14 protein-coding genes are annotated in these 19,934 nt (G+C 47.5%); 7 read left to right on the top strand and 7 right to left on the bottom strand.

Features of this window, described 5'->3' with window-relative positions:
- Positions 1 to 333: hypothetical protein (locus DXZ20_RS37865; protein ID WP_250565954.1), on the bottom strand; the 333-nt coding region annotated here is incomplete at its 3' end.
- Positions 334 to 714: 381 nt separating this feature from the next.
- Between DXZ20_RS37865 and DXZ20_RS28480 the strand changes: the two genes are divergently transcribed.
- Positions 715 to 1,821, top strand: coding sequence for an ABC transporter ATP-binding protein (locus DXZ20_RS28480; RefSeq protein WP_163702498.1), 1,107 nt, complete (start codon positions 715 to 717; stop codon positions 1,819 to 1,821).
- A 34-nt stretch (positions 1,822 to 1,855) separates the two neighbouring features.
- On the opposite strand, the gene DXZ20_RS28475 is transcribed toward DXZ20_RS28480, so the two are convergent.
- Complete coding sequence (locus tag DXZ20_RS28475; protein WP_163702497.1) at positions 1,856 to 2,731, bottom strand: shikimate dehydrogenase; 876 nt, start codon at positions 2,729 to 2,731, stop codon at positions 1,856 to 1,858.
- 147 nt (positions 2,732 to 2,878) lie between these two features.
- Here DXZ20_RS28475 and trpB point away from each other — a divergent pair, with 147 nt between their 5' ends.
- From trpB to DXZ20_RS28445, 6 genes are all read left to right on the top strand, one after another.
- Positions 2,879 to 4,135, top strand: a complete 1,257-nt coding sequence (trpB, locus tag DXZ20_RS28470) for a tryptophan synthase subunit beta (protein ID WP_163702496.1) — start codon at positions 2,879 to 2,881, stop codon at positions 4,133 to 4,135.
- A 140-nt stretch (positions 4,136 to 4,275) separates the two neighbouring features.
- On the top strand, positions 4,276 to 4,899 hold the full coding sequence (locus DXZ20_RS28465; protein ID WP_163660839.1) for a ribonuclease H-like domain-containing protein: 624 nt from the start codon (positions 4,276 to 4,278) through the stop codon (positions 4,897 to 4,899).
- 509 nt (positions 4,900 to 5,408) lie between these two features.
- Positions 5,409 to 6,182 carry a glucose-1-phosphate cytidylyltransferase gene (rfbF, locus tag DXZ20_RS28460; RefSeq protein ID WP_036018417.1) on the top strand — a complete coding sequence of 258 codons (774 nt, stop codon included), beginning with the start codon at positions 5,409 to 5,411 and terminating at the stop codon, positions 6,180 to 6,182.
- Between the two features lie 150 nt (positions 6,183 to 6,332).
- Positions 6,333 to 7,409 carry a CDP-glucose 4,6-dehydratase gene (rfbG, locus tag DXZ20_RS28455; RefSeq protein WP_163660837.1) on the top strand — a complete coding sequence of 359 codons (1,077 nt, stop codon included), beginning with the start codon at positions 6,333 to 6,335 and terminating at the stop codon, positions 7,407 to 7,409.
- Between the two features lie 87 nt (positions 7,410 to 7,496).
- Positions 7,497 to 8,066 carry a dTDP-4-dehydrorhamnose 3,5-epimerase gene (gene rfbC, locus DXZ20_RS28450; protein WP_163660835.1) on the top strand — a complete coding sequence of 190 codons (570 nt, stop codon included), beginning with the start codon at positions 7,497 to 7,499 and terminating at the stop codon, positions 8,064 to 8,066.
- On the top strand, positions 8,063 to 9,361 hold the full coding sequence (locus tag DXZ20_RS28445; RefSeq protein WP_163702495.1) for an NAD(P)H-dependent oxidoreductase: 1,299 nt from the start codon (positions 8,063 to 8,065) through the stop codon (positions 9,359 to 9,361). The genes rfbC and DXZ20_RS28445 overlap by 4 nt, the downstream gene beginning before the upstream one ends.
- A 107-nt stretch (positions 9,362 to 9,468) precedes the next feature.
- On the opposite strand, the gene DXZ20_RS28440 is transcribed toward DXZ20_RS28445, so the two are convergent.
- The 5 genes from DXZ20_RS28440 to DXZ20_RS28420 form a co-directional block, all read right to left on the bottom strand.
- Positions 9,469 to 10,434, bottom strand: a complete 966-nt coding sequence (locus DXZ20_RS28440; protein ID WP_163660831.1) for a DUF1822 family protein — start codon at positions 10,432 to 10,434, stop codon at positions 9,469 to 9,471.
- Positions 10,435 to 10,487: 53 nt separating this feature from the next.
- Positions 10,488 to 11,123, bottom strand: a complete 636-nt coding sequence (locus DXZ20_RS28435; protein WP_163660829.1) for a sigma-70 family RNA polymerase sigma factor — start codon at positions 11,121 to 11,123, stop codon at positions 10,488 to 10,490.
- A gap of 262 nt (positions 11,124 to 11,385) precedes the next feature.
- Positions 11,386 to 13,554 carry a response regulator gene (locus tag DXZ20_RS37860; RefSeq protein WP_163702494.1) on the bottom strand — a complete coding sequence of 723 codons (2,169 nt, stop codon included), beginning with the start codon at positions 13,552 to 13,554 and terminating at the stop codon, positions 11,386 to 11,388.
- 39 nt (positions 13,555 to 13,593) lie between these two features.
- On the bottom strand, positions 13,594 to 16,467 hold the full coding sequence (locus tag DXZ20_RS28425) for a response regulator (RefSeq protein WP_163702493.1): 2,874 nt from the start codon (positions 16,465 to 16,467) through the stop codon (positions 13,594 to 13,596).
- Between the two features lie 568 nt (positions 16,468 to 17,035).
- Positions 17,036 to 19,858: a response regulator gene (locus DXZ20_RS28420; RefSeq protein ID WP_163660823.1), complete on the bottom strand. Its 2,823-nt coding sequence runs from the start codon at positions 19,856 to 19,858 to the stop codon at positions 17,036 to 17,038.
- Between the last annotated feature and the right edge of the window lie 76 nt (positions 19,859 to 19,934).

Here is a 19,934-nt window from a genome sequence, read left to right as displayed (position 1 = left end):
GCCTTCGCCACCTTCGCCGCCTTCGCCGCCTTCGCCAGTAACAGCATCCTTGGCGTCTTCTACAGCACCCTCGACGGTTTCTTTAACTTCACCAGCGGCATCACCAGCAGCATCGACCGCATCGCCAGCGGCATCACCAGCAGCATCGACCGCATCACCGGCAGCATCTACGGCATCGCCAGCGGCATCGCCAGCAGCATCTACTGTTTCACCAGCAGCATCGACCGCATCGCCAGCGGCATCGCCAGCATCTTGCACAGTGCCACCACCACAGGCAGCAACTGTTGCAGCCACACCCAGGCTCAAAAATAACTGAATTGCACGAATCTTCATTTTGCTATCTCCGTTTTAATTGGGGTGAATAAACTCACCAAATGTAATTTTGCCTACAAACCAACATTTTCGATTCTTTGATAAAAAAAACTGTGGTTATTGCCCAGTTTGAATAAGCCAGTCATGCAATAAATAAATTTCAGGTATAGCGATTGCTAATTTAGGGAATGCACTGGTCTAAAGCGATTGCTATTTGACAGTGTTTCACAACTAATAGTCATACCGAGGCCCAGCAATGTCGGCATTCATTAATGGGGAATAAATAATAGGAAATAAGGCAGAAGTTATGCATAGCTATATGATGATTACCGGGGGTGTTATTGCGCTCTAATCTCAATAGTGCCTTCCGCCAATATCGCTAATTCTTTTGCTCTAGTCCTTATGCCCACGGCTTCACAGGTTTCTGATTTGACATCAACGGCTTTGTCCACCGTATTGCAACTGCACGAGGTCACAAAACAGTATCCACAGCAGACAATACCGGCTATCAATCAGGTCAGTTTAGAACTGTGCCAGGGAGAATTATTGGCCCTGTTAGGACCGTCAGGCTGTGGTAAAACCACCTTGTTGAGAACCATTGCAGGGTTTGAAGCATCTGATCAGGGGTGGATTAAGCTGGCAGAGCAACCGGTGTGTGGTCAAGGTGTAGTGGTGCCACCCGAACGTCGTGATGTGGGGATTGTCTTTCAGGACTATGCCCTATTTCCCCATCTATGCGTCCTGGACAATGTTGCCTTTGGACTTAAGCATCTCAGGCGTCATCGACGCATGCCTAAAAAACAAATGCAAACCTTGGCCCAAGAGGCCATCAGCCTCGTAGGCTTGAATGGGTTTGAGCGCCGTTATCCCCATGAACTATCTGGGGGACAGCAGCAGCGGGTGGCTTTGGCTCGCGCCTTGGCCCCTCGCCCCTCCTTGGTTTTACTAGATGAGCCCTTCAGCAACCTGGATGTACAGGTGCGGCTTTATTTGCGTCAGGAGGTCCGCAACATCCTTAAGGGGGTGGGCGCTTCGGGCATCTTTGTCACCCACGACCAACAAGAGGCCTTAGCCATTGCTGATCGGGTGGCTGTCATGCGATCTGGGCATATCGAGCAACTGGGAAGTCCTGAAGAAATTTACAGACAGCCTGCCTCTAGATTTGTTGCAGATTTTGTGACCCAGGCTAACTTTATCGAGGCCCATCGCTCAGCAGGCGGCTGGCAAACGGCCTTGGGGCTGGTGGACGAGTCCATGGTGCAACCGACTGAGGCTGACACAGGTACACTCATGTTGCGTCAAGAAGAGCTGCATCTCAGCTCGGTAGCGACGAATGAAACTGCTCTGATTATTTGCGATCGCGAGTTTCTGGGTCGTGAATACAAATACACCCTCACCCACCCTACCCAGGGCAATTTGCAAGCTCGCACCCCGTCCCGTTTTGCCGTCGGTAATTCAGTCCAAATCACAATCAAACCCAACCCTAGTGGGCTGCGTATCTTTATCTAGTGCCGAGGGCTAGTGCCGAGGGCTAGTGCCGAATTTAGAACACGTGCTCTAACAACGCCTGCCGCATCACATCCACAGGGGGGGATTGCTGAGTCCATATTTCTAGAGCTGCAGCCCCCTGCTGCACGAGCATTTCTAACCCATCGAAGGTGACCAGACCAGCCGCACTAGCCTGTTGTAAAAACCGTGTAGGCCGTGGCACATAGATTAAATCGTACGCAATGGTCTGACTGGGGAGTAAGGCCATCTGCCCGTCCGTTAGGGGAGAAGCTTCAATCTTAGGAGCCATGCCGATGGGTGTGGCATTAACCACCAGACCGGCCATTGGCAAAAGCTCGTCTAATCGATCCCAAGTATGAACAGATAGATTGGGCTGTAGCGGAGACATCTCCCAACTTTGGGCAAATGCGGCCAGTTTATCGGCACTGCGCCCCACCACTAACACGTTGGAGCAACCGAGCTGATGACAAGCGGCCACAACGGCACGGGCAGCCCCACCATTACCCAGAATGAGGGCTGGCGCATGGCTCCAATCCCGACTCAGGGCTTTCAGCGGTGCAATAAAGCCAGCGGCGTCCGTATTGGTACCGCACCAACCTTGATCACTCCACCACACGGTATTGACCGCCCCAATGGCCTGGGCAACCTCTGAGACGTCGGTCAGCAAGGGCATGATGGTTTGCTTGTGAGGGATGGTGATGTTAAAGCCCTTTAAGCCAACGGCAGCAAAGCCATCGATTGCTGTTTTTAGCTGGTCGGGAGCAATGGGAAATGGCAGATAGACATAGTCTAAACCCAGGGTTGCGATCGCAGCATTATGCATAATTGGCGACATCGAATGTTTGACTGGATAGCCAATGACACCAAGTAGCTGAGTTGTCCCCTTAACAGTCAACGGTTTAATCACCACAGGTTTACGTTGTGAATCGTCTAAGATGCGTAGCGCTCCCAATTACTTATAATGAAACCTGCTGCCTGGCAAGAAATCTGACGTTTCCCAACGTTTTCACCAGGTTCAAGCCTGCTTACCAATCACCCGATTTAACTCGCAACCACCGTGACAGCCACTCCGCTTTCTTCTTCCGTTTCTGCCGAACTGACCGCACCTGAGGTGCGCCCCGATAAATTAGGCCGCTTTGGCCGCTTTGGCGGTAAGTATGTTCCTGAAACTCTGATGCCTGCCCTAGTGGAGCTGGAGGAAGCGTTTTATGCCTACCGCGATGAAGCTGGCTTTCAGGCAGAGCTCAACGGACTGCTAAAGGATTACGTCGGTCGAGCCAATCCCCTATATTTTGCAGAGCGCCTCACCGAATACTATGCCCGCCCCGACGGCAGCGGCCCGCAGATCTATCTCAAGCGCGAAGACCTGAACCACACTGGAGCTCACAAAATCAACAACGCCCTTGGCCAGGTTTTGCTAGCCAAGCGTATGGGCAAAAAGCGCATTATTGCTGAAACCGGTGCCGGTCAGCATGGTGTGGCCACAGCCACCGTCTGCGCCCGGTTTGGCATCGCATGTGTGATTTATATGGGCGTTCATGACATGGAACGCCAAGCCCTAAACGTATTCCGTATGCGCCTGATGGGAGCCACGGTACAGCCCGTTAGCTCCGGCACCGGCACCCTCAAAGATGCCACCTCTGAAGCGATTCGCGACTGGGTTACCAACGTGGAGAGCACCCACTACATTTTGGGCTCGGTGGCTGGCCCCCACCCTTACCCCATGATTGTGCGCGAATTCCACGCCATCATCGGCCAAGAAACCCGGACCCAGTGCCAGGAAAAATGGGGGGGGCTACCCGATATTTTGGTTGCCTGTGTCGGTGGTGGCTCCAATGCCATGGGGCTATTCCATGATTTCATCAATGAGCCCTCTGTACGCATGATTGGCATAGAAGCCTCCGGTGAAGGTGTAAGCACAGGTAAACATGCAGCCACCCTCACCGCAGGGCGGGTGGGTGTGCTCCATGGAGCCATGAGCTTCCTACTGCAAGATGGCGATGGCCAGGTGATCGAACCCCACTCCATCAGCGCCGGTCTTGACTACCCCGGTGTTGGTCCTGAGCACAGCTATCTGAAGGAAATTGGCCGTGCAGAATACTACGGAGTCACCGATCAAGAAGCCCTGGATGCTTTTCAGCTGCTGTCGCAACGGGAAGGCATTATTCCAGCCCTGGAAACAGCCCACGCCTTTGCCTATCTTGAAAAGCTCTGCCCTCAGTTAGACGGCAGTCCAAAAATTGTGCTTAATTGCTCTGGACGAGGCGATAAGGATGTGCAGACTGTCGCTAAAGTGCTGAAGTTTGATAGTTAGAGAACGTTTGAGTGTTGAGTGGTGGATTTTGAATGTTAGGGGTTTAGCTGGCTAACACCTTAGCGGCGCACCGTAACGCAAATCTATCACTCAACACTCCAGTACTCTAAATGCTGATGTAATCACAGGAAATTCTTAACTTGGAAAACTTTGAGGTTTGCGATCGCGACATTCCCAAGTCGCTACTGGAACGTTATTTATCATCCGATGCCATCGCTATCGATACTGAAACCATGGGGCTTAACCCCCTACGCGATCGGCTATGTCTAGTGCAACTCTGTGATACTACCGGGTACACATCAGCGGTGCGCATCGAACGGGGACAAACCAGCGCCCCCAACCTAAAATTACTGCTCGAAACCTCCAGTATTCTCAAGATTTTTCATTTCGCTCGGTTTGACATGGCCACACTCAAACACCATCTATGCATTGATGTGAGCCCAGTATTCTGCACCAAAATTGCCAGCAAACTAGCTCGCACCTACAGTCCTCGACACGGCTTGAAGGAACTCGTCAAAGAAATCGCTGGTGTAGAACTTGATAAGAGTGCCCAAAGCTCTGACTGGGGAAATGTGCAGGATCTAAGCGATGAGCAGTTAGCCTATGCCGCTAACGACGTTCGTTATCTCCATGAACTGTCAAAGCAACTCACGCTAATGCTCCAGCGGGAAGGACGGTGGCACCTGGCCGAGGCCTGTTTCCAGTGTTTGCCCACCTTTATCCAGTTGGATCTACACCAGTATCCAAATATTTTTGAGCACTAGTAAAAAACAAGTGCACGAGGCGTGGGCGGTGACTGAGTCACCGTCCACGCCTCGTGGGTGTTTAAACAACTATTCTTTATACGTTCTTGCTTTATTAAAGAATCAAGAATTCTTTGATTTTCGGGGAACCCTTGAATTAGGCGTATCAGTGTAGTGAACAATACATCGGAGATACATTGATTTTTTCTTGACCAAGTCTTCAGGGATAGTTGGTCAGACAATCAGAACCCAAGTCTTGATAAAAGTACATATCGAGCAGCTCATCAGTCAATACATTGACCCACCTAGGGAAAGTGAGGGACTGGTAAAGCTACATAAGGTTCCGGACGAGACAGGACTTCAGGAGTTAAACATAAAGTGCTGAACAGGCATTTTTCTATCACTCCTTTATGGATGATCTGTTGTATATGGAGTTTCGTTAAAGAAGCCCACTTGCCAATGGTGTTTGTTATGTCAGTACGCCATTAATGTCATCAAAGGTGTTCGTTAATTTATTAACTATTAACTATATGAAAGCTGTCATTCTAGCTGGTGGTTTGGGGACTCGTCTCAGCGAAGAAACCGCTATTAAACCGAAACCTATGGTCGAGATTGGTGGTAAGCCCATTCTTTGGCACATCATGAAGATCTATTCCCAACACGGGATTAATGACTTTATTGTCTGCTGTGGTTATAAGGGCTATGTCATCAAGGAATATTTTGCTAATTATTTCCTCCACATGTCAGATGTCACCTTTGACATGCGGTTTAACCAAATGAATGTTCATGCAGGTAAAGCAGAGCCCTGGCGTGTAACTCTAGTGGACACGGGTGATTCCACCATGACCGGTGGTCGTCTCAAGCGGGTAAGAGAGCATCTTGGCAGTGAAGATTTCTGCTTTACCTACGGGGACGGCGTTTCCAGTGTGAACGTGACTGAGCTCATCGAATTCCACAAGCAACAGGGAACATTGGCGACATTGACAGCTGTTCAGCCTCCTGGCAGATTTGGTGCTATTTCCCTAGGTCAAGAGCAAACTAAGATCACCAAGTTCCATGAGAAGCCTGAAGGCGACGGTGCCTGGATCAACGGTGGCTTTTTTGTCCTTAATCCTCAAGTCATTGACTACATTGACGATGACTCAATCTCTTGGGAGAAGGAGCCCCTGCAAAAGCTAGCCCACATGGAAGAGCTTTCGGCCTATAAGCATGATGGTTTCTGGCAGCCCATGGATACCCTCCGGGACAAGCGCTACCTAGAAAAGCTTTGGCAGGCTAATGAAGCACCTTGGAAGAGCTGGTAACCCATAAATATCTAAGACTGATATCTACACCAGAGCTCAGTCTTTCTTACCTAGGAGCCTAAGTCTACTAACGACTTAGCGCTCCTGCACGAGTTTTTCATTGTCGTATGTCGGCAACATTAGATTTTTTACTGTATTGAAGGAACAGTTATGAATGCTGATTTTTGGCGCGGTAAGCGAGTTTTTGTAACTGGTCACACAGGATTTAAGGGTAGTTGGTTATCTCTCTGGTTGCAACAACTCGGGGCTGAAGTTGTTGGCTATGCGTTGAATCCTCCTACCTCACCGAGTCTGTTTGAGGTGGCGAAGGTGGGCAATGGCATGATGTCCATTGAAGGCGATGTGAGAGATCTGGTGAGTTTGCAAGATGCGATCGCATCCCACAAACCCGAGATTATTTTCCATATGGCGGCTCAGCCACTGGTGCGCTACTCCTACAAAAATCCTGTAGAGACCTATGCCACCAATGTCATGGGCACCGTTCACCTGCTAGAAGCTGTACGGCAAACCGATAGTACCCGTGTAGTCGTAAACATTACCAGCGACAAATGCTACGAAAACCGGGAATGGGTTTGGGGTTATCGCGAAAATGAAGCCATGGGAGGGCACGATCCTTATTCCAACAGTAAGGGATGTGCTGAGTTAGTTGCCTCTGCTTATCGCAATTCCTACTTCAACAAAGACAACTACGCTGAGCACGGCGTCGGTTTGTCCAGCGTCAGAGCGGGTAATGTCATTGGTGGTGGAGACTGGGCCGGTGACCGCCTAATTCCTGATATTATTCGCGCCATTATCGCCGGTGAGCCTGTCCTGATCCGTAGCCCAAATGCAATTCGTCCCTGGCAGCATGTGCTAGAGCCCCTCAACGGCTACATGACCCTAGCGGAGCAGATGTGGGACAGTGGCACTGACTTAGCAGAAGGCTGGAACTTTGGCCCTAACGACAGCGATGCCCGCCCCGTATCCTGGATTACAGAACAGTTAACTCAACTGTGGGGAGATGGTGCTAGTTGGCAACTAGACACCAAAGTTAATCCCCACGAAGCAACGTATCTTAAGTTAGACTGCTCCAAAGCGAAAAGTCGTCTCAAGTGGGCACCAAAACTAGATCTAGCAACAACTCTAGATTGGATCGTTGAATGGTATCACGGATACATCAGGGAAGATGACATGCATCAGATGACCATAGCGCAGATTCAACGCTATGAAGCACTGAAAGCAGGTTAAATAAATCTGGAGGGTGGGCCACAGCCATCCTCCCATGCATTGCTCTAACCTTTTTTATAAGTATCTGTTCACAGATAGTCGACACCTATGATTTTTAACGAAACCTCCATTCAGGGGGTCTATATTATTGACCTTGAGCTCCTCAAAGATGATCGAGGATTTTTTGCCCGCACCTTCTGTGCACAAGAGTTTGAAGAGCGGGGTCTCAAACCAGTCGTAGCCCAGTGCAATATGTCTTTTAACTACAAAAAAGGCACCCTGCGGGGCATGCACTTCCAGATTCCCCCTGCTACGGAAACCAAACTGGTACGCTGCACTCAAGGCGCAATCTATGACGTTATCGTTGATCTGCGCAAAGATTCACCCACATACCTATGCCATGTCGGTGTGGAGCTAACTGCCGACAACAGACGTGCGCTATACGTCCCCGAAATGTTCGCCCACGGCTACCAAACCCTGACCGACAATGCGGAAGTGACCTACCAGGTTACCGAATTTTATACCCCCGGCTACGAGCGAGGCTTACGTTACAGCGATCCCAAACTAGCCATTGACTGGCCCTTACCAGTAACAACTATTTCTAACAAAGATGCCAACTGGCCGCTGTTAACCGACCAGCAAAGTGATCAACCCGTTTCAGTAGGAGCCCCATCATGATTATTGTCGATACAGCCCTAAAAGCCCGTGCAGAAGCAGGCAATCCTGTCCGCGTGGGCATGATCGGTGCAGGCTTTATGGGACGCGGCATTGCCAACCAAATTATCCACTCCGTTCCTGGCATGGAACTAGTAGCTGTTTATAACCGCAGTCTAGACGGTGCTAAGCGCGCTTACGAAGAAGCTGGCCTTGATCATTTTCAGACCGTTAAAACGGTAGCCGAGCTAGAAGACGCCATCAACAAAGGCAAGCCCGCCGTCACCGAAGATGCATCTCTGCTGTGCAAAGCAGAAAACATCGATGCATTGGTAGAAGTCACCGGCACAATTGAGTTTGGTGCTCAGATTGTGATGGAAGCCATCAACAACAAAAAGCATGTTGTTCTAATGAACGCAGAGCTTGATGGTACTGTGGGCCCAATGCTTAAGGTTTACGCTGACCGAGCTGGTGTTGTGCTATCTAACTGTGATGGAGACCAGCCAGGTGTAGAGATGAACCTCTATCGCTATGTCAAGAGCATTGGCTTTACGCCTCTCCTCTGTGGCAATATTAAAGGCCTCCAAGACCGCTATCGGAACCCTACGACTCAGGCGAGTTTTGCCGCCAAGTGGAAGCAGGCAGCCTACATGGTAACCAGCTTTGCAGACGGTACTAAAATCTCTTTTGAGCAGGCAATTGTAGCCAACGCTACCGGCATGAAAGTCGCCCAGCGTGGAATGTTAGGCCATGACTTCCGTGGCCATGTGGATGACATGACCCACCTATACGATGTAGACCAGCTGAAGTCTCTAGGGGGAATAGTTGATTATGTTGTTGGCGCTCAGCCTGCAGCTGGTGTATTTATTTATGCCACCAACGAAGATCCCAAACATCAGCACTATCTAAACTACTACAAACGTGGTGAGGGTCCCCTATATAGCTTCTATACCCCTTATCACATCTGCCATTTTGAGGTGCCCCTCTCTTTGGCCCGTGCTGCCCTATTTAACGATGCCGTCATGGCTCCCCTAGGAAAACCCATGGTGGATGTCGTGGCGACAGCCAAAATCGACCTCAAAGAAGGGGAAACTCTGGATGGCATCGGCTACTACATGACCTACGGTCAGTGCGAAAATTCTGATGTAGCTCTATCAGAAAATTTATTGCCCATGGGTCTTGCAGAAGGCTGTAAACTCAAGCGTCCTGTTGCCAAGGATACCGTTTTAACCTACGACGATATTATCTTGCCAGAAGGACGTTTCTGCGACAAATTGCGATCTGAACAAGACTCCTACTTTGCCACTGCAGCTGTCTAATAAGCTGTTTGACAACAAAGTATCGGTGAGCCAGCATTCTGTATTAGAATGCTGGCTCATATCTTATTCAAAAACCAGAGTTGACTATGATGTAATTTGAGTAGCAATCAAATCAAAAAGTTCTCCACTACCGATGCATCGTCCAAGTCAATGCGGATTGTGAAAGGCTCTCCTGGACAGCCTCGAAAATAAAGTTGAAGGTAATTATCTACGCTACGAGCCTGAGCCGTTAAACATACAGTACCTGCCTCATCTAGCACCGTTACAATAAGTCCCTGAGGCAAATACACGTTTTCCCCCATGGGATAGAGACGCATAGCAATATTCACAACTGTTGCACTTTCTTGTTGCACATCAAGCACCAGCGCAACCTGTTCCGTACCCAAGGTTAAATTTAAGTCTAATGGTTTAGCCCGTTTTACCTGGACAGGTGTCTCTCTCTGAGCTGTCTGCCCGCCTTGCCTAAATGCTGGTACCCATAGATATTGAGCTAATAAATCTTCTGCTAATTGCCAGCCATCTTCAACCTGCCCCTCCAACCACTGGCCAAGGCAAGTTAGCTGAGATGACAGTTGACCAGATTGGCTTTGACCAATTTGGTCAAGATGTACTGGCAAGTCATCCATGGATCGAAGCTGGGCTAATCTCAAATACGGATACGTTGACGAAACCTCAGTACCAAAGCCTAACAGTGAAGCTTCACCTGCTACTTCATCCAGTGCAACAGCCACATAACCAATGCGTTCTGTGAGAACTTCCAGAGGCAGGGTAATATCCCCTGACAAAACGGGACGACATTCCAGGCGGCCTACCCTGGGAATCACTAAATCAGCAACATCTTCTGTTAACTGAAGTACTGGATTCCAACTATCACTGTGATTCAAATCAGTGGGGACACCTAGAGCACTTAAAAAATCATGCATTACCCAAACTGCCAGGGTATTCCGTCTCACCCTCTCAGAAATCCTTGCTTGAGTATGTTCTTGAGCAAACTGTTGAGCAATTCTTTTACCCTGTTGTGTAATCGGCCAAATCAGACTAGCTGCGTTACCACTCTGTTGCATATAGCTCATAGGTAAAGTCTCCGATATATGTTGGCAGTCATTGTTTTAAATAAAAAATGTTACTAAGAATTCAAGTGCCCCTCAGCACGACCAAACTCGCGTAAGCGAGGTTTACATTGACGGCGGTAAAAGCTTTCAAGGGTTTTATAAGAAACATCAAACTCTTTTTCTAAAGCATGCCAAGGTGTTTCTGGCGGTAGTCGTCTGCGGATCATCTCATAGCAGTTAATGGTCGGATGATTAGCAATGTGAATCCGACATAGTTCATCCATATTTTGTTCTAACCAGTCCTGCACCCTCTCTAAAATTGGTGGGATCTCGGGTTTAGCAGTTAACTTTTCAACAATAGCGGTAGTGCCGCCTTCTTCGTTATAAGCAGAAATGTATCGCTTGCGGTCTGCTTGAACAAGTTGCTCAAAATCTAGTAAACGAAACTTGAGATAGGCATTTAACCAGGTCACTACACTGGCAATTTCTGGATCATACGGCTTAGCTGTTTTACCCTCACATAGATTCTGACAAAGATAGATCCATGTTTGTTGGAGGGCATCTTGATAGTATGCGCTATGGTCATACCACAGACGAGGTTTGACCAAACGAATTAGCTGAGTTAAATATCGCTGGCGTTCTGCACTACCACAGTGGTGACAACAGGCTTCACATGCCAACCGACGTAATTCATCTGGGGAGTCATTCATGGATAGATCTGGTTTACTCCATCTGAGAATTGCCCGCATCAGCATTTTCCCATCTATCAAATTTACATAGCTGTAAATTCATCAGATAAAATTTCAAAGATTCTGCAGCCGTCTGCAATATTTTACAAAAAGCAACAACAGCGACTGAACGTTCACTAACTTTTGCTGCACACATACAGCAAAAACTGAGGAGGCCGAAAAGCCACCTCAGTTATAGAAAGAAGCGCTATACCTAATTTTTTAAGTCTGAAAGAATCAGGATCTAACCAGGTTCAGCCAAGTAGGGCTGCAAATGGGGACGCAATGCTGTACGTGCAACCATAGCATTTTCAAATCGCTTGCCCTGGTTCTGTTGAATGAGTTTATCAAACCAATCGCCTACAGCCTCTGGGATAGAAGCAAACTGACGCCACTGCAAATCACCACTAACTGTTGGTAGCGTGAGCTGATCTATAGATTGGCCAGTCAGCGCCTGCAAACCAATCAAACCAAGGGCATAGACATCACTACTCATGGCTGGACGACCAATACGTTGCTCTAATGGTTGATAGTCTCGCTGCATTAACAACTGCTTACGATATTCTGCAGACTGCTGACTAACACCAATCATGACGCGTTTGCCAAGGCCACTATCAACAAGCACCATAGATTGGTCTAGGTTTTCTCGACTACTGCTTTGAATAAAAGAGTCATCCCTTAAGCCAGCGTGGACTTGCTTATGCCGATGAAATATTCCAACCTGTTCTAATAAACGATCCATTAACAGTAGAACTGACTCAATGGGCCAGGGGGTTTGCAACTTTGCCTGGAGCAGTTGGTCCTGATTGAAGGTATCTCCCAGGCCATGGATAATGTAGAACGTATTATCTACTTGACCGTAGGTATAGCCTGGAAACAGGGAACGCAGGGGCTCAAACTTTTCCGTTTCTTTTTCCATTACCCGCTTTAAAAGGTCGGCGGTGTCTGGGGAGTACGCCCGTAGCGTCTGCAATAGGACTAAAGAATTAGTGTGTTTATCTAAGGCAATAGAAATCGGCCCTAAAGGTTCTTGGCGCAGAAAATATTGAACTTGATAGCGTTGTGCCGCAAATCTTGAGAAGGCCGTTTTAGGCACCAGTGAAATATTGGCGGCGGCTGGTTGCATGCCAAACGGGGGTGAGTCGACCGCTTTAAGGGGCTGAACATCACGGTTTAATTCAGCTGCCTGAGGTTTAGGTTCAGATGGCTGGGGTACTGGTTGTGTGGCTTTGATAATGGCTAGCTGTGTCTCAACACGCGCTAAGGTGACAGCAAAATCGATGGGCTTAGTAATGTAATCGTTGGCACCTAGTTCAAAGGCCCTCACCATGTCATCGCTTTGGGCCTTTGCTGTCACCATCAACACAGGTAGCTGATTACGAGAATAGGTTTGCCGGATCTGACGTAGGGTCTCAATGCCATCGATACCCGGCATCATGATATCCAACAAGACTAGAGCTACATTTTGATGACTTTGAATGTAGTCTAAAGCTGCCTCACCACTATCCACGACTACTGATTGATAACCACGACGGTTAAGGCGACGACTCAGCATATCGCGGTTGTCTTCGTTATCGTCAACCACCAGAATAGGCAGACCACTAAAGGCATTATGGGGTTTGTCAGCCGCTGGTGTCACTGGTTGCTCAACGTCATCTGTCGATTGAATAACAGGTGTAACCGGCTCTCCAGAGACGACATCAGACGTGATTGGAGTAACCGGCACGATCGGTGTTACGGCAACATCAGACGTGATTGGAGTAACCGGCGCGATCGGCGTAGCATCAGACTGATCTGAGTCATTATCAGTAACTGGAGTCGTTGTTGTTGGTGCAATCGGCGTCACCGAAGCTGTAGGTGAGGCAATCGGCGTCACCGGAGCAATGGGTGTAATGGGCGCAGCTGGAGTCGTTGGCGCTGGTGTAATCGGCGTTACCGAGGCCGCAGGCGCAGTAATGGGGGTAACGGGCGCAATGGGAATAACGGGTGCAGCAGTGTTTTCGGTAACGACTTTAGCCTTGGGAGTATCTGAAGCGGTTGATAATTGTTCAGCAGATAAAAATGCCTTGATCTTTCCCAACAACCTTTTTAGATCAATAGGTTTGGTGTCATAGTCGTCACAGCCTGCGGCTAGAGCCTGATCTCGATCACCCCGCATAGCATGGGCCGTCAAAGCAATGATGGGAACATCCTGTGTATGGGATTGGGCCTTTAAACGCCTGGTCGCCTCCCAACCATCAATGACGGGCAAACTCATGTCCATAAGAATCAGATCAAATGGCTGAGCAGATGCGATCGCAATCGCTTCAGCACCATCTACCGCAACCGCCAACTCATATCCACGACGACGAAGGCGTCGACTTAACATATCTCGATTTAGTTCGTTATCTTCAACCAATAAGATTCTTGCCATAATCCCCTCAATTAACCTCAGCCTACAATCACTACCGGGTTAATCAGATGCACTAGACACCCTATCGGTGCTAGAGACTGAATCTGTTGTATTAGGCATCGAGACTGCCTTAGTCGAAACCATCGCCTGTAGCTCAGTCAAAAGCTCTTGACGATTGAGATCGGCCTTTTGATACACCCGAGCCACACCATCTAGCTGTTGCTGATCGCTAGCGGTCAACGCTTTCGCTGTTACAACAATGACAGGTATATTTTGCCATTCAGAATTTTGTCGCAGCACCTGGATAAACTCGAAGCCATCCATTTCAGGCATCATCAAATCCAACACAATTAGATTGGGTAGATTGTCATCTAGATACTGCAACGCTTCACGTCCATTAGACGCTAATTCAACAGTCCAATCTTGTCGTTGTAAAAAGCGCCCCATAATCTCCCGAGCGTTGACATCATCTTCCACCACTAAAATAGTAGGAGAGGTTTGGTCCGAAAGATGCGTTTCTAAAACACTGAGTAACCGCTTGCGATCGATAGGCTTAGTAAGATAGTCAGCTGCCCCCAAGCTATGTCCCATAGGACGGTCATCTACAATTGACAATAAGATCACCGGAATTTCCGCAACACCTGGCATTTCTTTGAGCTGTCTTAGCACTGACCAGCCATCCATTTGTGGCATCATTACATCCAGCGTAATGGCATCAGGCAACAATTCGCCCGCTAGAGCCAGACCTTGTTCACCAGTAGCCGCACAGACAACTTCGTAACCCGCCTCATTGAGGGAGCGACGCAAGATCTCACGGGCATCTTCGTCATCATCAATCACTAGAACTGTTTGGCGCGATGTTTGATGAGTCAGAGCATTACTGACTGTAGCCAACTCACCTTCAGACGACGATCTTGTGGGCGCAAAAAAGGGCTTACCCTTTGGATTAGGCGACGTTACCGTTTGAGGAATGACCAAAGAAAATGTTGTTCCCTGACCATGGGCACTCTCCACAAAGATATCCCCCCCCATCATGGTAATAAACTGCTTAGTAATCGCCAGGCCAAGACCTGTACCACCATATTTACGGGTAGTGGAGGCATCTGCCTGGGTAAAGGCATCAAAGATCTTCTCGATTTGATCATCCTTCATACCAATGCCCGTATCACTAACGATAAAACGGAACCAAGGGCCGTCGTATATAGAACTATCGACCGTAGAAATTTGCTCAACTGTTAAAGTAATATCTCCATTCTCAGTAAACTTGCATGCATTACTCAACAGATTAAACAAGCTCTGACGCAGTTTTGTTTGATCTACATGTAATTTACCAATATCATCCGGGCAGAAAATTGACAGATGATTGTTATTTTTATGGGCAACAGGAACAATCGTGCCAGAGATATCTTCCACCATGTCTTTAATGGAAACATCTTCTAAAAATAGCTCCATACGACCCGCTTCAATCTTAGAGAGGTCTAGCACTGAGTTAATGAGCCCCAACAGATGTTTGCCAGCCCCTTGAATTTTTTGTAGGTCAGGGACAAAATCATCCTCACCGACATCAGCGGCTTCTTCCTCAAGCATTTCGCTATAGCCAATGATGGCGTTGAGAGGCGTCCGCAGCTCGTGGCTCATATTGGCCAAGAATTCACTCTTAGAGCGATTGGCATCCTCTGCTTTTACCCGAGCTTCTTCAGCCTCTTCCATGGCCTTCATCAGCTTGGTTGTCCGGTCCTGCACACGGCTATCCAGGTCTCGATTCAGCTCCATCAGCTGCTCTTCGGCTTGCTTACGCTCCGTTATATCCTGCAAAAACAAGGACAGCCCATCGCGACCAGGGTACCCCCTGACCTGCAACCAACGCTGAGTAGGAGAATAGTAGGTTTCGAAGCTGACAACTGTCTGCTCAGCCATGGCACGGCGATATTGCTGCTCATAACGAGCTCCCAAGGATTCAGGGAAAATCTTCCAGAAGTCCTGCTCTAAAAGACCTTGAATATTACGTTTAAGCACCTCAGCAGCTTGAGCATTCACATAGGTAACTTTCCAGGCGCGATCAACAGCCACAAATGCATCCGTAATATTTTCTAGGACACTAGTGGTGCGCTGAGTAGACTGCCGCAGTCGCGCAACCAATCCATAGGCAATTACACCAATGAGCGCTAGCGTAACCAGATAGGCTGCATTTCTGTATATAGCGACCTGTCTAAAGGCAGCGAGACTAGCCTTATCAAAAGTACTCTCTAGCTCGCGAATGTTGCTCGTCAAGGGTAAATTAACAGCCTGATCCAACAGAGCATCGGCAGAAGGCTTACTGTCTAAAACTGTCTGAGTCAGCTCTACGACCTGAGCCACATCTTCCGCACTCGAAAATTCACCGGCATTGAGCTTTGCTTTGACCGTATTGAGTTCTGCCTCAATGGTGGCAACCAACTGCTCATCAGTTGCCATGATGTAGATCAAAACATCATCGATGAGTTTTTCAAGATCCGCATCACCAGTATTTTTTAATTCATTAACCAGGCTAGGCAACTGCTCAAGAGCATTCTGTAGCTTGTTATTAGTGGTCTGAAACCGCTCAACGAGCTCAGTTTTTTTCTCTAGATCCTGAGCATTGCCACTAATAAGGCTTTTCAGCTTACCCTGCTCATCTTTCCCTATAAAACTGGGTATGTTTTCACCTAGCTCTTTCTGAATAGACAGCTCTTCGGCCAAGGCTTCGGCTAGTGGCTCATCATTTCTCAACAGCTTGTAGCGTTCTTTTAGTAATGCTAGTTCAACCTCTGTATCACTTTCGACCTGACTAGAGATTAAATCAGCATATTCTTGATATTGGCTGACATTAACAGATTTTCCTTTAATACCCAAAAATATGAGGAGGAAAAAAGCTGTAGCTACACCTGCCCCTTTGGTTAGAGACTCTTGATTCACTAGAATAACCTCCTAAAATTTTTATCTATATAAGGAGAACGGTTGTTGATTTGAATCACAAGCTAGTTGCAAAAATTAGATATAAATGAGAAAAATGAGAATGGGTGAAGGGCCGAATTAACGGAATAGAGAAATCGACTAGTTACTTATAAGAATACGGACACCCTCATCAGGAAGTCCTCATAAATCTATTCAACATAACAATAGTGGAGTCGAGCAATTTTTATCAATTAAAACTGATGTCCTATTTTGTTTTAACAAATAAAGAGTTAATCTACGGGATACTTACTTATAAGGTATCAAGGCTTCATTAATTAGTTTATGATGCCCTTTAAACATCTGATGAAGATAGGTACCAGGGATAATTTGCACTGCCGTCACATTTTTTTAGCAACGACAAAACATCTTTATAGAGATGCTCCAGAATTACAATGGGTTCCGGAAAATACACGTAGTTAGTTACGGACACTATATCTATTTTTACCTGCCTTCATGGCAACATCACGCAAACTAGGCAGTAGATTTACTGATCTCTGACCCCCCAGCTGTCTAGAAGAGAAAACAGCTATTATCCTGCTATCGGTGTACTGTCGACCTCAGCAAATACTAGGGAGCGCACTTCGTTCAACAGATCCTGACGGTTGAAATCAGCCTTTTGATACACTCTAACAACACCTTCTAAACGCTTTTGGTCTTTAGCTGTCAGTGTTTTTGCAGTGACAATAATGACAGGGATATTTCGCCAGCTAGGTGTTTGACGCAAAATTTGAACAAACTCAAAACCATCCAGACCAGGCATCATCAGATCTAGCACAATTAAGTCAGGGACAGCCCTATTGAGATAGTCCAACGCCTGCTGACCATTGGCCGCAAGCACCACAGTCCAATCATACTGCTGTAAAAAACGCGCCATAATCTCTCTAGCATTGATATCATCATCGACCACTAAAATCCTGGGGGATGTTTGTTCAGGAATTTGGTTATTCAAAAGGTCGATTAAACGAATGTGATCAATGGGCTTGAGCATGTAATCCGTGACACCTAACTGGTGAGCACGGTCAGCTTCTTCAGTCATTGACAGCAAAATAACCGGGACCTGGGAGACCGCTGGCATTGTTTTTAAGTCTTGCAAAATTAACCATGCATCTTGATCGGGCAACATCATGTCTAAAATGATGGCATCGGGAAGTAGCTCGTCAGCTAGCGCCAGACCTTGCTGACCATCTGCCGCAGACACAACATTGTAACCGGCATCTGTCAGCCAACTATGCAAACTCTCACAAGCCTCGATATCACTATCGATTACCAAGATGGTCTTTTCTAATGCGCGACCTGATAACTCATGGAGCGCTGAAATAGACTCCCTATCTATTAAGTGAACCGGGGGGGCAAAGAAGGTTTCATGGGATGATTCTTCCAGCTGGACGTTTCTGGGCACAGCAATGGTAAAGGTTGTGCCTTCTCCGTAGGTGCTATCAACCGATACATTGCCTCCCATCATGGAGATAAACTGTTTGGTAATTGTCAAACCCAAACCAGTACCTCCATATTTTCGAGTGGTTGAGGTATCTGCCTGGGTAAAGGCCTGGAAGACCTTATCCATCTGTTCAGGGGTCATACCAATTCCAGTGTCTGTAACGGTAAACTGTAGCCAATTGTCTTCATTTGCCTGAGAGCCAACTGACACCGTTGGTTCAACCGCCAGGGTAATCTCACCATTTTCGGTAAATTTACAGGCATTACTGAGTAAATTAATTAAACTCTGTTGGAGTTTAACCTGGTCTGCATGCAACATGCCGATATCATCCGGACAGGACATATGCAGCTGATTCCCATTCTTTTGAGCAAGGGGTTGAATGGTGCCTATAATCTCATCCAGAATGGTCTTCACACAGATATCTTCCAAGAAGAGTTCCATTCGACCGGCTTCGATTTTGGATAGATCAAGGACTGAGTTGATCAGCCCTAAAAGATGTTTACCTGCACCTTGAATTTTTTGTAAATCAGGAACAAAGTCTTCTTCACCGATGCTAGTGACATCTTCTTCCAACATTTCGCTGTAGCCAATGATGGCGTTGAGCGGCGTACGTAGCTCATGACTCATGTTGGCCAAGAATTCACTCTTTGAGCGATTGGCATCTTCTGCTTTTACCCGCGCTGTTTCAGCTTCTTCCATGGCATTGGCTAGCTGTGCTGTGCGGTCTTTGACTCGGTTATCCAGATCGCGATTAAGGTCAATCAGCTGCTCTTCAGCCTGTTTGCGCTCTGTAAAATCCTGTAAAAAGATGGATAAGCCATCTAGACCAGGATAACCACGCACCATCAGCCAGCGTTCAGTGGGCTCGTAATAGGTTTCAAAGCTAACGACCTCAAGGTTGGTGGCAACAGCCCGGCGATAATATTCGGTAAATCGTTTGCCGAGAGACTCTGGTAAAACTTTCCAAAAGTCTTGGCCCAGCAGCCCTGGAATATCACAATTGAGAATATCGGCGGCTTGGGCATTGACGTAGGTAATTGACCAAGTGCGATCCACAGCAATAAAGGCATCCGTAATGCTTTCTAGCACTCGCACTGTTTTTTGACTTGATTGCTGAAGGCGATTGATCACCCAGAACGCCATCATGCCTGAACTGACAAATGACAGGATGTAGACCAGGTTGCGATAAAGGGCCAGTCGCGATCGCGTTGCTTGATGAATGTCATCAAACTGCTCCTCTAGAGCTCGAATATTATTGGTTAATGGTAAATTAAATACCTGCGCCACTAACGCATCTGCAGCCGGTTTGTTATCTAACACCATTTGCACCAGCTGAGTCATTTGCTGTTGAGTCTCAGCGCTCGTGCCTGCTCGAGTACCTAGACGCCTAAGTTTTGCTTTTATACCAGCAACAAGTTTCTCATCACTGGTCACGACATAGAGAGACAAATCATCTAGTAAAGCCCCCACCTCAAGCCTGAGACTGCCATTCAACCCATTTAGCAAATTAGCTTCTTGAGCTAACGCTGTCCTCAATTCAGCGTGGTGGACTTCCAGTTGCCCTATAAGCTGTCGTTTTTCTGCCAACAGTTCAGCATTAAACGCCAGTTGTTTTTGCAAACTGCTTTCATCCTTGGGCGATATGGACGGCGGAATGCTTTCCGTCAGTTGAGCCTGTACTTTTTCGGCTTCTAATAAAGCCGTATTCAGGGATTGACCATTTTGTGAAATGGTAAAGCGAATATTTTGTAAGGCTAGTTGAGTCGCCGCCTCGTTAACTAGCTGATCCGAAATTAACGCGCTGTAGCTCCGATATTGATCAAAATCTACAGCAACACTTTTAAGGCCTAGAATTGCCAGAACTGAGAGTGTAGCGACAGCAGGTATCCCCTTTAAAAAGTGCTTTCGTCTCACCTCAGATTTCTCCTAGAAATTCAAATAAAATGTTTTGACTATTTAATTGAGATCTGAATGCGCAACATGAACCGTA

Source organism: Adonisia turfae CCMR0081 (genome assembly GCF_011009555.1).
Lineage (GTDB): Bacteria > Cyanobacteriota > Cyanobacteriia > Phormidesmidales > Phormidesmidaceae > Leptothoe > Leptothoe turfae.
The sequence above is the reverse complement of the archived record's forward strand: the minus strand, read 5'-3'. Positions and strand labels throughout refer to the sequence as shown.